Below are 14380 nucleotides of genomic sequence, written 5' to 3'. Positions count from 1 at the left end.
CGGCTCTGCGGACAATACGCACTTCCCGGAAGCCGTCGTGGAAGCGCTAGGGTGAAGCGCATCGATGGCTAGAGCGCCCCGTCGCCCTCGTCTCGTGGAGGATGAACCTGAACAGAGTCCGTACGGAGTTCGTTCTTCGCCTTAACCGAGCGACGCACTCCAAGTTCGTGTCGGGTCTTGTTGACGTACTTGTCCAAGGCCTGGACGTACGCCAAATGAAACTTCTGCGCCTCTGCCCCTCGGAAGATCCCGTCTGAGTTTATTTGCCGAGCGCACTCATTCATGAACTTATCGGTCGCTGTTTGGAATTCAGCGAAGGAATCAATGATCGCTTGGGAGCCGACGACTGCGACGCGCCCACGGAGTCGACGCATCTCACTGTCCAAAGCCAAGGCTCTGCCCAGCGCAGCTCCGGCGGCAGCATCGGCCTCGGGATCCGATCCTCCAAGCGGCGCATTCGCGGTGAATTTGCGCATGGCATCCTCGAACTCATACGCACGATCAAGGGACTCGAGCAATACCTCACGCTTCAACTCGCCGATCCGTTTTTGCTTGTCGTTGCTTCGGCCAACCAAGCCTCCAACAACAGCACCGCACAACGCTGCAGCAATCGCAAAAAGGGGTATCGCATAGGTCGCTAAGAAGCTAAAGATCTCCACAAGGTCAATATTGCCAGATATCGTTCCTCGACCGGCGCGGCTACCAGGGAACTACTGGGAGTATCCACGTGAGCAGTCCCACTCCAACGGCGGTTCGACAGCACGTTCCGCCGGTATGGTTAGGCTCGCGTGCCGATGAAAAATCCATACCCGGTCACCGCGCCCCCTCTGTCCTGAGTTCTGTTTGATTGCGCCCGGCCGCGCCTAGTTCGCTGAGCACCTCGTTTACGGCTCCCGTGGACACCCGCTGGCGCTCTCTTGCTCGCTTCTAGGCGCCCCATTGTCGGAATATAGCTTGAACCTCCGCATGCCACGGTCTGTCCCCGTCCTGCCAGCCTTGACCAGGTGCGCCCGTCGTTTGATTGACAACCAGGGCCGCAAGCGATCTCTCGCCGCGAACTCTACAGTCATCGGACAGGTCGTCGAGGATGTGCCGCATCTCGTTGCGTAGCGCGATGCCGTCGATGCCGAGGGCCTTCCCGAGTTCCTTGTAGGTCACGATGGAGCGCCGCATCGCGGCGACAATTAGAGCTGCTCGTGCCCGCTGTACGACTTCCGTTCTGTCTTTCTTAGTCATGGTCACACTATGCCCGACCGGAGCCCGTCAGGGCGAAGGCGCCGCCATGTTCGGACGAGCGCGCTCTGGCCATGTGGGCGGGTGCCAAGCTATTGAGCAGTACCGCGGCCGGTCATCATTGGCAGGCATTGACTCTCGCGTCGACTGGACGCGCACCGTGAACAACCTCGCGTTGACTGCGCTCATGGCCGCTTGCCTGGCCAAGAATGCCATCGTGGACCAGGCCGCGGCACAATCGGCGGTAACCGAATTCGCTGAATAAGCGTACCCGGCAGCGATGACGATCACGCCGCCACGATGACCACCAACGCCCCGCCGGGAAACTCTCGGTGGGGCGTTTTGGGCTCGGGCGCATCGTCAAACCCGGTGCTGGCTACATCGTCAAATAAAGCGCTCGCTAACACGTGGTCGATCTTCAGCACGGACGAGGCTATCTCTCCTCCTACCTGAGCGCCACGGTCGTATGCTACGGCTACGAAGCCGAAGTCCTAACCCGTGACCTCGATCGGGACTACTCCTTTATTGAAAACAGCGGTATCCCGGCCGTTGTCAAACTGCGCAACGAACTCGCTTTAACTGAAGCAGATAGAAGAGTAGTGATTGCATTCCTCGATATGCACCTTGATCGGGGGCGGTACGCAGATCAGGCCAAAACCAGGAGCCCGGCCGTCTTGTTGAGAACCGGGGGACATATAGAAGATGCCGAGCTGAGCCTCGGGGATAGGCTACTCCTCTCACAGTCCCTCCAGGATGTCCTTAGGCTGGCCACGCTCGGGCTCGAACAATGGCCGTGGCAAGTGAAAGAGGCAAAGGGTCTGGCCACTGGAGACGGCGGAGTCCTCCTTTGGCAGCCGACCGACGGCGCCGACATCTCGACCGTCTCCTTCGCACTGTCCCCCACCCAACTGCTCGTGATCGGCCAAGTCCTCCCTGACGACATTCCCCTAAATCCTCTGCTCGGAATGAACAGCAGGCGGTGGATCGTCGGCACTAAGGGATCTCTCAATTTCAACACGGCTGCCGCCATTGCGTCACGACGTTCGCAGGGAAGATCTCGCCCGTAAACCGGTCCTCTTGCGTGCGAGCAGGAGCCTGAATCGCACCGGGTTTGATGGAGAGATCGATTACCCGAAAGGACGCATCTCATGCCAGCAAAATCGAAGTATCCCGCGGAGCTGAAGGAGAGGGCCACGCGCCGGCAGGTCCGCCCCGGGACACAAGGCCTCCATTGACGACCACTCAACCAAGGGACGACTGAACTGGGAGCGTACGTACTCTGGGCAGGCCTGTCGTCAGAGGCTTTTGACCTGCGAGTAGAGCTCACGTAGCGCTGCGTCCGACATGTCGATAATGGGCTCATACATGAATGAATTCACGTGGATATTCTCCGGCGTCATTAGAACGACGCCGTCGAGCGTCTCCTGCGCCTTAGAGCTACCAAGGCCGCAGTCCCTGAACTTCTGAAATAACGCGTGAGCTTGGTTAGCGGTGATTGCATCCGTGAAACCGGGGTCGTTAATTTCCGTCACCATGTGCTTCTCCGCGAGGATCCGTGTCGCGATCGATAATACAATCTTGTTCGCGAAGTTCACGCCCTCATCAGCCATGATCGCTTGGTCTGCCTGCTCGAGTAGGAGGTCGACAACAGGCTCAGCTGGTGAATCCCAGCCCTTTTCCCCCTGCCCGTCAAACGTGTCTTTAAAGATTCGGTCCAACTCCGCGTTTGTAATGGCAGCCGAATCGCCCTTCCAATGGAGGAGAGATGTCAGCTTGATGTAGTCCTCGTCATCAGATCCCTTGGTGTACTCAAGAATATTCCGTACGAACGGGATCGAGGCAACGCGCTGCATGCCATCGGTGAAGAAGTTCTTCTTGAATCCACGGATGAACGGGTTGTTGACGTGCTCGGCTTGGTTGAGAACGATCCCCGGCGTGCCCTTTTGTGCCATGAAGCAGCGATTATATGCCACGACGCCGCGACTGACGAGAGTTCGGAAGAAGTCGAAGTTGTGCGTTAGCAGGACGAGCTTGAAGTCAGTATGGTCAGCCATCTCTTTGAGGTACTGGATGATGGCGTACTTGTTCTTGTAGTCGAACGAGTCAGCGAGGTCGTCGATGACGAATATCGTCTCGCGCCCCGCAGCTTTGCGCGCCTCCATTTCGAACAATACGTTGAGGATGTAGAGAGCCTTCTTCTCTCCGTTACTGAGGACAGAAAGCAGGTCGTCTCGTGCCACACTGGTGGACTCGCCTCCCTCCTCGAACTGGAAGACCAGCTTGAGCATAGTCTCCTGGCCCAACAAGACACGGTGCTTGTTTTCGGCGCTGAGGCGGAACGGCACATAGAACCGATCATTGAAAATCTGAATGACTTTCTCCCACTGGGTGCTCTCCGCAGCGGCCTGCTGCTCAATCTCCTTCCGGCGTACCTCCGTATCTTTGAAGCACTTCACGACGCGCTGGAATAATTCCTCGTGCGTCTTGAGGTAGGACTTCCAGATGCTTTCCTGGAACAAATCGACATTCGCGAACTCCGGCAGGAGCTCTTCTCTGCTGGCGATGAAGTCGAAGAAACGGCGCGTCTCCACGTTCTTCTGCAAGGCCTTTTCGACAGCGTCCAGCTTCTTGCGCAGAGCGTCGTCTCCGGTAATGCGCGTCTTCTCCTCGACGATCAGCGCCTTTAAGTCTGCGTCGCTAGTCACCGCCCGAGGGGTCTCCTCACCATGCAGGAGCAATGAGTGGTTTGCGTCGAAAAACCCATTGTCACCCAAGCTCTTAGTTACGTTAGTCGCGTTGTAGAAGGTGAAAGAGCTCCGATTGAAGAAAGTTGATTCGTCCAGAAGCTCGTTCAGGCGGGTGACGTACTCGGTCAATTGAGCCTGAACACCTGGTGTTCGCAGAATTGCATCGACCTTGTCATTAAACAAGAGATCGTATGGGAGGTCAGCGAACCGGACGTCCTCCAGCTGCTCAACCTCGTAGCTGATGCGCACGAGCGCATCGAAGAACTTGTCGTCCTGCTGCATAAAAACACGCGACAGTGCGCTGGCCACGCTCTGCTTTGTCCCAGACTGCGCCTTGAGAGCTGCCACTAGTTCGTCACGAGCGTCGATGAGTTCAACCTGGAGCCCCTCGTATTCTTTACGCAGCTCCGGGTTCACGAGGAGGGTCGATGTCGACTCGGTTGGCCCTAGCGCCTCGTCGTAAGAAAGGACGACGACCACATCGTTAGGGTCCAAGTCGTCACCGTTCTCATCGGTAACGCTACGCTCTGTCTCACGCGTTGGGAACATGCGGTCAGACGTTTCAATTCCGACAGCGAAGTCCTTGAAGGTCCTCGCCAACGACGTCTTCATCGTGCCGTTAGGTGCATAGATCGCGACCGCGTTGCCCTTCTTAAAGCTGAACGACGCGTCGAGCTCGCGGATCCCGTGACAGTTTTTCAAAGCAACATTCAGTGTCTTCACGACTACCAGCCTAGAGGACGGCTGCGGCGCCTCCATGCAGACTGTGAGGAGCCTCCAGCAGATGTCGAGTGTGAAGAGTTTCAATGGCCATGAGCAACTGCCCGTTGGCGGCCACATGCATCAGATCCTCTGGCAGCTTCGGCTCGGCGAGCACATCGAGGACAAGCGCCGCATCGAGAATGAGCAGGACATCCCACCGGCGTCTATCGAGGAGATCGAGGGCAAGCGGGGCGAGACGCGCAACAACGCGGCCTACGCGTTCGTCCTGCCGGAGAACCCGTTCGAGAACGTCGGACGACCCGGTTACGAAGCACAGGACCGCGTGTTGTCGATGCTCATGCAGTGCGGGCCGAACATCGAGAATGAAGATCCCGGCGACGATAACTGAAGTGTTTGCGCGAGGGATTTAATCCTCGGCGAGCCGGCCCGCCAACGCCTGGAGATATCCCGGGCCGGAAGCCTCGATATAGTCGAACCAGCTGAAGGGGTGCCGGTCCACAAGGACAGCAGGCAGGAGCGGATGTCCGTTACGCAGCGGCACCTCCCACTCGTCCCAGCGGCACCGGTCATCGAAGCCGTCGCTCACGACGTCCCAGTCGTTATCTCCGATGAGATAATGCTCGCTCTCCTCGTCGTCGACGCTTTCACGAGGCCCAATCCGCTCGAAGAGCTCGGGCATCTCCTCCAGGGAAGCCTGAGCGCCGCTAAGTGCCGCTCCGATCAGCACCTCATCGATGAGTGGCCCCGGCCGGTCGAAGGGTAGGATGCCCGTCTCGATCCCGTCCGACAGCTTGTAGCAGCGCTGTCGAACCGCTTCGGCCCAGGCGCGGCTCTCCCCTACGAGCATCATCACCCGCAGATCGAAGAGGTCGAAGGGGCTGATCTGGTGGAGTGGCCTGTCGGGCTGCTGGATCCAATCGGCGATATCCATGTCGCCCCAACCGTCCACTTCCATCGCAATCGCATACGCCTGCCGCGGAGTCAGATAAGGAGAGTCGCCCCAGGCCACCTCGAAGGCGGCAACGGACTTAGCAAGGGCCCGCGCGTGCTCAGTCTCGCCAGAGAGGACACGCTCGCACTCCGTGCGAGTCTTGGCGCTCACGGACTCGGGATTCTCCTCCCAGCGTCGCCAGGTCGCGAGGCTGAGACCAGCGCTAGTAGCAGCGGCGCTCTGAGTTAGACCCAGTTCGGTACGTCGATCAGTGCGAGAGTTCATAGCATCAGACTACTGAGTACTCAGTAAGTACTCAATAGGCAACGTCAGGCCAGTATGTTGAGATCGAGCCCCCACTTTTTGCGACGCAACCGTCAGCAGATGTTAGAGCGCGAATCTAAAATCGACGACGTCGCCGTCCTTCATGACGTATTCTTTGCCTTCGATGCGCGCCTTGCCGGCGGCCTTGGCAGCGGCGGTTGACCCGGCAGCAACCAGGTCTTCGAAACCAATGATTTCCGCCTTGATGAATCCACGCTGGAAGTCGGTGTGGATGACTCCGGCTGCCTGGGGTGCGGTTGCTCCCTGCGGGATCGTCCAGGCACGTGATTCCTTCGGGCCGGCCGTCAAATAGGTCTGCAACCCCAGGGTGTTGAACCCGACGCGGGCCAGCTGATCGAGGCCGGACTCCTCATAGCCGGCGTCGGCCAGCATCTCGGCGGCTTCGTCCTCTTCGAGTTCGACGAGGTCGGATTCGAACTGGGCATCCAGGAAGATCGCCTCGGCCGGAGCCACGAGCTCGCTCAGGCGGGTGCGCAGGGCCTCATCGGCAAGGGCCTCTTCGTCCATGTTGAAGACGTAGATGAATGGTTTGGTGGTCATGAGCTGCAACGAAGCGATCTCGGCAAGGTCGAGCTTGGCTGCTGCGGCACCGGCGTACAGCGTGGTGCCCGTTTCCAAGACCTCCTGCGCCGTTTTGATGGCCGTCAGCAAGGAGGCGTCGGCCTTCTTGGCCTTGACTTCCTTCTCCAGTCGCGGGAGCTGGTTCTCGATCGTCTGCAGGTCGGCGAGGATCAGCTCAGTGGCGACGGTGTCGATGTCACCTGCGGGGTCGATCTCTCCGTTGACGTGGACCACGTCTGGGTCGGCAAAGGCCCGGGTGACCTGGCAGATGGCATCTGCTTCGCGGATATTGGCCAGGAACTTATTGCCCAGCCCTTCCCCCTCGGAGGCACCCTTGACGATTCCTGCGATGTCCACGAACGACACCGTCGCCGGCAGGATTCGCTCGGATCCAAAGATCCCGGCCAGGACCTTCAGCCGCTCATCCGGTAGCGGAACGACGCCGACGTTGGGCTCGATCGTGGCGAACGGGTAGTTCGCCGCGAGAACCTGCGCGCGGGTCAGTGCATTGAACATGGTTGACTTGCCGACATTGGGCAGTCCGACGATTCCGATAGTAAGTGCCACGGGAGACAACTCTACCTGCCGCAATGTGTCGGCGCGGACTGGCACAGTGGACCCATGGACGCTTTTGCATGGGTTGTGTCGACTCTCACGTTGTTATTGGGCTTGGTTCTCGGGGCTTTCGGTCTCTGGATGCTCGGACTCAAGGACCGCTTTTCCGTGCTCAACCACGAGAACCGAAGGACCACCCAGGAACTCGCCACCGCCGAATCTGCTCTGGCGGCGGCACGGGAGCATCTTGATTCCCTCCAGTCCCGGCAAGACGCTGAACGTCAACGCGACGCTGACGATCGGAAGGTCCTGCAGGTGTTGGCTCCCGTGGCGGAGAAGCTCCAACAGGTCCAACAGCAGGTGACGGTCCTCGAACGCGACCGGGTCGAGCAATACGGTCAACTCAGCCAGCAGTTGAACATGGCGGCCGAACAGGATGCTGCCATTCTGAGAACGACGTCGTCACTCGCCGGAGCATTACGGAACACCTCGGCACGGGGCACCTGGGGTGAAGTTCAGCTGCGGCGGGTCGTGGAAGCAGCGGGCATGCTGTCCCGCGTGGATTTCAACGAACAGGTCACCACGTCCAACGGCAAGCGTCCTGACATGGTCATCACCCTGCCCGGCGGCAAATCCGTCGTCGTCGACTCGAAGGTCCCGCTCAATTCCTACCTGTTGGCCCAAGAGATTGACCTCCTGGCGGAGCCGTCACGGGAGGCCGAGCGACGGACGTTGCTCGAAGCCCACGCCAAGGCCCTGCGGGCGCATGTCGACGATCTGGGTTCGAAGACTTATTGGGATTCCCTGGCAGCTAGTCCCGAGTTGGTGGTCTGCTTCCTGCCGGCGGAGTCCTTCCTCGCCGCAGCCGTCACCAGCGATCCGGAGCTCCTCGACCATGCGTTTTCGAGGAATGTCGCCCTGGCGGCACCGGCCACGCTGCTCTCGATCCTCAAGGGTTTGTCCTTTGCTTGGCGTCAAGAACTGCTCACGGATAACGCCCGGGCCCTCTTCGACGAGTCCAAGGAGTTATACAGCCGTTTGGGCACGCTGGGATCCCATGTGACGAAATTGGGCTCGTCGCTGAAATCAAGCGTCGAACGTTATAACTCGTTCGTGGGGACCCTTGAGTCCAGGGTTCTGCCCTCGGTACGCAGGATCCAGAATTTGGATCCGGGACATGACCTCTCCTCCGTCGATGGCGCGGGATTGTCCGTCCCACCGCTGGAGTCCACGCCTCGGGTTCTCAGTGCCAGCGAGCTCCTGCAAGCGGAGATGCCGGCCCAAGAACAGATGGTGGAACCGCCTAGCGGAGAGAGCGCCTAGTTTGCTGTTCCGTGCCCGCCGAGCCCCGTTGACGTATCGCCGGCTTCCTTGAGCTTGGCCCGCAGTTCCTTGGGCAGCGAGAAGATAATGTCCTCCTGTGCGGTGACGATCTCTTCGACCGGGCCGAACCCGTAATCGGCGAGTAGTTCCAACACCTCGTAGACGAGGACTTCAGGAACCGAGGCACCCGAGGACACGCCCACACTGGAAATACCTTCGAACCACGTCTCGTCGATCTCATGCGCGAAATCAACTCTGTGGGCGTACTTCGCCCCGTATTCCAGGGCAACCTCCACCAGGCGCACCGAGTTGGAGGAGTTCGACGATCCAACGACGATCACCAGTTCCGCCTCGGGGGCAATCTTCTTGATCGCTGTCTGGCGGTTTGAGGTGGCATAGCAAATATCGTCACTGGGCGGGTCCTGAAGCTTCGGGAACCGTTCGCGCAGGATATCCACCATTTCCAGCGTCTCGTCGACCGACAACGTGGTCTGTGACAGCCAGATCAGGTGCTCCGGATCCTCGACCTCGACGGTGCGGGCCTCCGCGGGGTTGTTCACGATCGTGATGCTTTCCGGGGCTTCCCCGTAGGTGCCTTCGACCTCTTCGTGGTCTGCGTGTCCAATGAGCAGGATGTGATTCTTGGCCTTGGCAAACCTCACGGCTTCCCGGTGCACCTTCGTGACCAGGGGACAGGTCGCGTCGATGGTGCGCAAATTGCGATCTTCTGCTGACTGGACGACGGCGGGACTGACCCCGTGAGCCGAGAAGACGACGAGCGCGCCTTCGGGGACCTCATCGGTTTCCTCCACGAAGATCGCTCCGCGTTCCTCCAACGTGGAGACGACGTGGACGTTGTGCACGATTTGCTTCCGGACATAGACCGGGGCCCCGTAGTGCTCCAAGGCCTTTTCCACCGCAATCACCGCGCGGTCAACACCGGCGCAATAACCTCGCGGGGCAGCCAAGAGGACACGTTTGGGTCCGGCCACGGGGGCAACGGCGGCTACTTCCTCGGGCGAACGACGACGACGGGGCACCTGTGGCATGGGCACGGAAACCGGGGCGGCAGAACTGATGGACATGCCATCCATGCTATCCGTTCCTGCGACGCCCCACGAGGAGCCGGATCACAACCCCGGCAACCAGGACCGCTGCCCCACCAACGAGTGAGGACACCCCGACGCCATGCACCTGCTCCGATAGCCCGGTCATGATCTTGGATCCCGCCAATGCGCCCAGCCCCGCGGACGCCTGAACAGCACCTTCCGGGGCGATGCGCGTCGCCAAGACCAACAGGGCTGCCGACCACAGGCAAACGACGATCCCTCCCACGGCCACCACTCCTCCCCGCGACCACGGGCGAGCCAGGACTACGGCGCCCAGCGCCAAGAGCCCTGAGCCGAGGGCTACCCAACCCCAGAAGCCTGCCAACCAGACCGTCGTGGCGACTCGTTGCGCTACCGCTGGATCGGAAGACGGTAGATCAAGGGGCACGGAGGTCTTGATGTCCTGGCCCAGGGAATCGATGACCAGCCCCAGGCCCACTCCGGGGCTAGCATCCTTGAGCCCGCCGATCCCCAAGTCCACTACCGGGCCAAGTTCTAGGGTGGCCGGCGCCGTCTTGGCGGATCCATCCCTGACAGTCGAGAGTCGATCCACGAAGATTTCGCGGGATTCGTCAATACTTTCAAGCCAGGCCGGTTGGAATCCGTCACTGTCCAACACCACATCCACGGCCCGTGCACTGGCTCGGTTCAACGGCTCAGCCAACGCCTCCGGCAATTCGATGCCGCCGGGGAGGGCATCGCGGATGCCATCGATCATGACCTGGGGCAATGCGGCGCGAATATCCTGGTCTGCGGGGAGCCCTCCAGCGATCTGGCGGGCGGGTTCTGCGGTGTGCGCCAAACGGTCGACAGAAGATCCCGTCACGGCCCCGCAGGCTAGTAGCGCCGACAAGATCATGAGCACCACGGGTCCTATAGAGCGCACGGCCTCCCCTTTACGGGTCGTTTCCATCGGCACGCCCGGCCGGGCGTGCGCCAATTATCCCAGCCTACTGGTATGCATGTACATGGGCCCGGACGACTGCCGGAGCCGCAACGAGACCGGGGAGCAAGAGCCGTGGAGAACCCGAACCCGTCCGCCGCAGCGGGCCGACAGCCCGAAGGTGGGGCCACCTTGCCACCAATGGCCGGTGACACGAGCCCCGACTCCCCCTGGCCGCTCCGAGTCTTCTCCGAAAAGCTCAAGCAGCATGTCGAAAGGGCGCCGGCGGCCTGGATCGAAGGCCAACTACTCGAAGCCAATGTCCGCAACGGCCACGCCTACCTCACCATGCGCGATGTTGATGTCGAATATTCGCTGTCGGTCAACGTCTGGTCCTCGGTGATGCGTCGGCTGGACACCAAACCAGAGGTCGGTTCCCGGGTGGTGGCCCGTGTGGCACCCAACCTGTATTTGAAGACCGGCCGACTCTCCATGATCGCCTCGGATTTGAGGCCGGTGGGGCTCGGTGATCTACTCGCCCGGCTCGAACGGTTGCGCCATGCGCTGGCCGAGGAAGGGCTGTTCGATCCTTCTCGGAAACTTCGCCTTCCGCTCCTGCCGCAACGCATTGGTTTGATCACCGGGCGTGACTCGGACGCCGAGAAGGACGTCATCCGCAATGCCACACTGCGCTGGCCCGCGGTGGAATTCGCGGTCCGTAACACCGCAGTGCAGGGGGTCAATGCCGTTCCGGAAGTCATGGCCGCACTCCGGGAGCTCGATGCCGATCCTACGGTCGATCTCATTGTCATCGCCCGAGGTGGTGGCGCCCTGGAGGACCTGCTGCCGTTCAGCGCCGAGGAACTCGTACGTGCGGTCGCCGCAGCTAAAACACCTGTGGTCAGCGCGATCGGCCACGAAGCCGATCGGCCGATTCTGGACGACGTGGCCGATGTGCGGGCTTCCACCCCCACTGATGCCGCCAAGCGGATCGTCCCTGACCTCACCGAGGAACTGCAGGGTATCGACCAGGCCCGGCGGCGGCTGGACCGTTCGGTGGCCCTCTTCTTGGACCGTGCCTCCCAACAACTTGACGCCCTGCGCACTCGACCAGTCCTGGCCCATCCGGAAGGCATGGTGCAGGTCAGAAGCGAGGACCTGGAGCGGCTGCGCGAGAGATCCCATCGGTCCATCGATATGTTGGTCCGTCGCGGGCACGACGCCGTAGCGCACCTGCGGGCCCAGGTCCGGGCACTTTCACCACAACAGACCCTGGACCGGGGGTATGCGGTGGTGCAAACGAGCGAAGGTACGGTGGTCCGCTCCCCCGCCGAGGCCCCCACCGATACCGAGCTGGCCATCCGGCTGGCCCGTGGAAAGCTCACCGCCGTCGTCTTATCGGGGCATGACGACCCACACGAGGCAGCACACGATAGAAAGGCATCAGCATGACCGAGACGGACTCCACAGCAGATATCACCGCGCTGAGCTACGAGCAGGCCCGCGAGGAGCTCGTGGCCGTCGTGGCCCAGCTCGAAGCAGGAGGTGCCAGTCTCGAGCAGTCGCTGGCCCTCTGGGAACGTGGCGAGGCGCTGGCCGCCCGCTGCGAAGCCTGGCTCGAAGGAGCCCGGGAACGTCTGGATGCGGCACGCAACCGTGCCGGTCGCGGCGACACCGAGGATCCTCCGGTCAGCTGAACGGTTCAGCCAACGTCCTTCGCTTCCTTGAGCCGGCGGCGTTCGGCTTCCACATCGAACCGGGCGGCCGGCCATTGCGGGTGGATCCCGGTCAAGGTTTCGAGCAGCAAATGCTGGACGGCCACCCGGGCATACCATTTGCGGTTGGCCGGGACGACGTACCAAGGGGCGTGCTCGGCGTCGGTTTCTTCGATGACCCGCTGGTAGGCCTGCATATACTCCTCCCAGAGAAGCCGATCATCAATGTCGTCGGGGGCGAACTTCCAGTATTTGTCCTTGCGATCCAGCCGTTCGGAAAGTCTTTGATACTGCTCCTGCGGGGAAATATGGAGCATGACCTTGATGATGCGCGTGCCTTCGTCTGCGATGCGCTGCTCGAACTCGCGGATCGCCCCGTAGCGTCGTTCGATTTCCTGGTCGGCGGCCAGAGACCTCACCCGGCCGATGAGCACGTCCTCGTAATGCGATCTGTCAAAGACCCCGATCATGCCCGCATGCGGCAGACGGCGTTCGACTCTCCAGAGGAAGTCGTGGCGCTTCTCGGCCGTCGTCGGTGCCTTGAACGATTGCAGCTCCACCCCCTGCGGGTCCACGGACCCGATGACGTGGCGCACGATGCCTCCCTTGCCAGCGGTGTCCATGGCCTGCAGAACCAACAGCACCCTTTCGGTGGCGTCGCCCCCGATCGCCTGCGCGTAGAGGCGTTCCTGGAGGTCATCGAGGCGTTCGTCGGCGGCAGCCAAGGCCTTCCTGCCGTCCTTCTTGCCTCCGGGGAAGCCGGGCTTCGCTCCCGGGTCGGCATCCTGCAAGGAGAAACCCCGACCGGCCCGCAACAGGGACGATAGCGGGTGGGTGACTCCGAAGGATGCCCCGGGAAAGTCCTGGGATTTCTTGTGCTTTGTGCCCATCTGAGGCCCCTTTGCCGTTGCTTCGCCCGGCGGCACCTCCACCGTGCGATCCACTATGCCATCCGGGGCACTCCCCCGATAGCGCCGGAGCGTCCCCGGATGGAAGGGAACGGCTCAGCGGCGGATATCGTCCAGGAACTCGGCGATCCGTCCGATGGCTTCCTCCAGGTCGGGTACCGAGGGCAGGGTCACCAACCGGAAATGGTCTGAGGTGATCCAGTTGAAGGCCCGCCCGTGGGAGATGAGGATCTTCTGCTGTTTGAGCAGGTCCAGGGCGAACTGTTCATCGTTATCGAAACGGAAGACCTCCCGGTCCAGTTTCGGGAACAGGTACATCGCCCCCTGCGCCTGCTGGACCGAAACGCCGTCGATATCGTTGAGCAACCGGTAAGCGGTGTCCCGCTGCTCCTTGAGCCGGCCGCCGGGCAGCAGGAGGTCGTTGATCGATTGGTATCCACCCAGGGCCGTCTGGATCGCGTGTTGCGCCGGGACGTTGGCGCAGAGACGCATATTCGTCAGCAGGTTGATGCCCTCGATGTAGTCCGCAGCCTGATGCCGGGGCCCGGAGATCGCCATCCAGCCGGCCCGGAAACCGCAGACCCGGTAGGCCTTGGAGAGCCCGGAGAACGTCATGATCAGCACGTCGTCGGCCAGGGCCGCCGTGTTGTAGTGCACGGCATCGTCGTAGAGGATCTTCTCGTAGATCTCGTCGGAGAAGACGATCAAGGAATGTTTGCGGGCCAGCTCGAGCATGCCCTCCAGGATGTGCTTGGGGTAGACCGCGCCCGTGGGGTTGTTCGGGTTGATGATCACCAGGCCCTTGGTCCGCGGGGTGATCTTCGCTTCGATGTCCTCAAGATCCGGTAGCCACCCTTCCTCCTCGATATTGAGGTAGTGCACCGGGGTGCCCCCGGCCAGTGAAACCGATGCGGTCCACAGCGGGTAGTCCGGCGCCGGGATGAGGATTTCGTCACCGTTATTCAACAGGGCGTTCAGGCTCAGGGTGATCAGTTCGGAAACCCCGTTGCCCAGGTAGACGTCATCAACGCCGATCGTCTGGATGCCGCGGGTCTGGTAATACTGCGAGACGGCTGTCCGGGCGGAAAAGATCCCGCGGGAATCCGAGTAGCCCTGGGCCTGGGGCAGGTTGCGGATGATATCCACCAGAATCGAATCGGGGGCGTCGAAACCAAAGGGTGCCGGGTTGCCGATGTTCAGCTTCAGAATCCTGTGCCCCTCGGATTCCATCCGTTGGGCGTGCTCGAGGAGCGGGCCGCGGATGTCGTACAGGACGTTGTGGAGCTTATTGGACTGCTTGAACTCGGGCATTGTCCCAGCATATGACAGCAGCGCCGGGTCGTCGTG

General features: G+C 61.1%; 15 protein-coding genes. 6 read left to right on the top strand and 9 right to left on the bottom strand.

Annotated elements, in window-relative coordinates:
• Positions 1–68: 68 nt before the first annotated feature.
• Both CIK75_RS12130 and CIK75_RS12125 read right to left on the bottom strand, forming a co-directional pair.
• Entirely contained in the window at positions 69–659 is a 591-nt protein-coding gene (locus CIK75_RS12130) for a hypothetical protein (RefSeq protein ID WP_096224371.1), read from the bottom strand.
• Between the two features lie 268 nt (positions 660–927).
• Positions 928–1236, bottom strand: coding sequence for a hypothetical protein (locus CIK75_RS12125; RefSeq protein ID WP_096224370.1), 309 nt, complete (start codon positions 1234–1236; stop codon positions 928–930).
• A 46-nt stretch (positions 1237–1282) separates the two neighbouring features.
• On the opposite strand from CIK75_RS12125, the gene CIK75_RS16080 reads away from it, so the two are divergent.
• Both CIK75_RS16080 and CIK75_RS12120 read left to right on the top strand, forming a co-directional pair.
• Positions 1283–1498 (top strand): hypothetical protein, encoded by a 216-nt coding sequence (locus CIK75_RS16080; RefSeq protein WP_143413344.1) that lies wholly within the window; start codon positions 1283–1285, stop codon positions 1496–1498.
• Positions 1499–1640: 142 nt separating this feature from the next.
• On the top strand, positions 1641–2300 hold the full coding sequence (locus tag CIK75_RS12120) for a hypothetical protein (RefSeq protein ID WP_096224369.1): 660 nt from the start codon (positions 1641–1643) through the stop codon (positions 2298–2300).
• A gap of 228 nt (positions 2301–2528) precedes the next feature.
• On the opposite strand, the gene CIK75_RS12115 is transcribed toward CIK75_RS12120, so the two are convergent.
• Entirely contained in the window at positions 2529–4703 is a 2175-nt protein-coding gene (locus CIK75_RS12115; RefSeq protein WP_096224440.1) for a phage infection protein, read from the bottom strand.
• Between the two features lie 61 nt (positions 4704–4764).
• On the opposite strand from CIK75_RS12115, the gene CIK75_RS12110 reads away from it, so the two are divergent.
• A complete protein-coding gene (locus CIK75_RS12110) occupies positions 4765–5091 on the top strand; it encodes a hypothetical protein (RefSeq protein WP_143413343.1) in 327 nt (108 codons plus the stop codon).
• A gap of 18 nt (positions 5092–5109) precedes the next feature.
• Here CIK75_RS12110 and CIK75_RS12105 read toward each other — a convergent pair whose 3' ends face one another.
• Both CIK75_RS12105 and ychF read right to left on the bottom strand, forming a co-directional pair.
• A complete protein-coding gene (locus CIK75_RS12105; RefSeq protein ID WP_096224367.1) occupies positions 5110–5805 on the bottom strand; it encodes a hypothetical protein in 696 nt (231 codons plus the stop codon).
• Between the two features lie 216 nt (positions 5806–6021).
• Positions 6022–7107, bottom strand: a complete 1086-nt coding sequence (gene ychF, locus CIK75_RS12100) for a redox-regulated ATPase YchF (protein WP_096224366.1) — start codon at positions 7105–7107, stop codon at positions 6022–6024.
• A 54-nt stretch (positions 7108–7161) separates the two neighbouring features.
• Between ychF and CIK75_RS12095 the strand changes: the two genes are divergently transcribed.
• Complete coding sequence (locus CIK75_RS12095) at positions 7162–8418, top strand: DNA recombination protein RmuC (protein WP_096224365.1); 1257 nt, start codon at positions 7162–7164, stop codon at positions 8416–8418.
• On the opposite strand, the gene CIK75_RS12090 is transcribed toward CIK75_RS12095, so the two are convergent.
• Positions 8415–9503, bottom strand: coding sequence for a 4-hydroxy-3-methylbut-2-enyl diphosphate reductase (locus CIK75_RS12090; RefSeq protein WP_087000023.1), 1089 nt, complete (start codon positions 9501–9503; stop codon positions 8415–8417). The two genes, CIK75_RS12095 and CIK75_RS12090, sit on opposite strands and share 4 nt — an antisense overlap.
• Before the next feature lie 10 nt (positions 9504–9513).
• On the bottom strand, positions 9514–10353 hold the full coding sequence (locus CIK75_RS12085; RefSeq protein ID WP_143413342.1) for a hypothetical protein: 840 nt from the start codon (positions 10351–10353) through the stop codon (positions 9514–9516).
• Positions 10354–10611: 258 nt separating this feature from the next.
• On the opposite strand from CIK75_RS12085, the gene xseA reads away from it, so the two are divergent.
• Both xseA and CIK75_RS12075 read left to right on the top strand, forming a co-directional pair.
• Positions 10612–11862: an exodeoxyribonuclease VII large subunit gene (gene xseA, locus CIK75_RS12080; protein ID WP_096224363.1), complete on the top strand. Its 1251-nt coding sequence runs from the start codon at positions 10612–10614 to the stop codon at positions 11860–11862.
• Positions 11859–12107 carry an exodeoxyribonuclease VII small subunit gene (locus CIK75_RS12075; RefSeq protein ID WP_086999525.1) on the top strand — a complete coding sequence of 83 codons (249 nt, stop codon included), beginning with the start codon at positions 11859–11861 and terminating at the stop codon, positions 12105–12107. Before xseA ends, CIK75_RS12075 begins: the two co-directional genes overlap by 4 nt.
• A gap of 5 nt (positions 12108–12112) precedes the next feature.
• Here the strand turns inward: CIK75_RS12075 and CIK75_RS12070 are convergent, their stop codons facing one another.
• Together CIK75_RS12070 and CIK75_RS12065 are read right to left on the bottom strand one after the other, a co-directional pair.
• Positions 12113–13015 carry a PPK2 family polyphosphate kinase gene (locus CIK75_RS12070; protein WP_086999523.1) on the bottom strand — a complete coding sequence of 301 codons (903 nt, stop codon included), beginning with the start codon at positions 13013–13015 and terminating at the stop codon, positions 12113–12115.
• A 114-nt stretch (positions 13016–13129) separates the two neighbouring features.
• The gene (locus tag CIK75_RS12065) at positions 13130–14344 is read right to left on the bottom strand and encodes a pyridoxal phosphate-dependent aminotransferase (protein ID WP_086999520.1); all 1215 of its coding nucleotides are present in this window, start codon (positions 14342–14344) and stop codon (positions 13130–13132) included.
• Between the last annotated feature and the right edge of the window lie 36 nt (positions 14345–14380).

This window comes from Glutamicibacter sp. BW78 (genome assembly GCF_002332245.1).
GTDB classification, from domain to species: Bacteria; Actinomycetota; Actinomycetes; order Actinomycetales; family Micrococcaceae; genus Arthrobacter_H; species Arthrobacter_H rhombi_A.
Note: the sequence above shows the minus strand (reverse complement) of the source record. Positions and strands in the feature narration are given on the sequence as shown.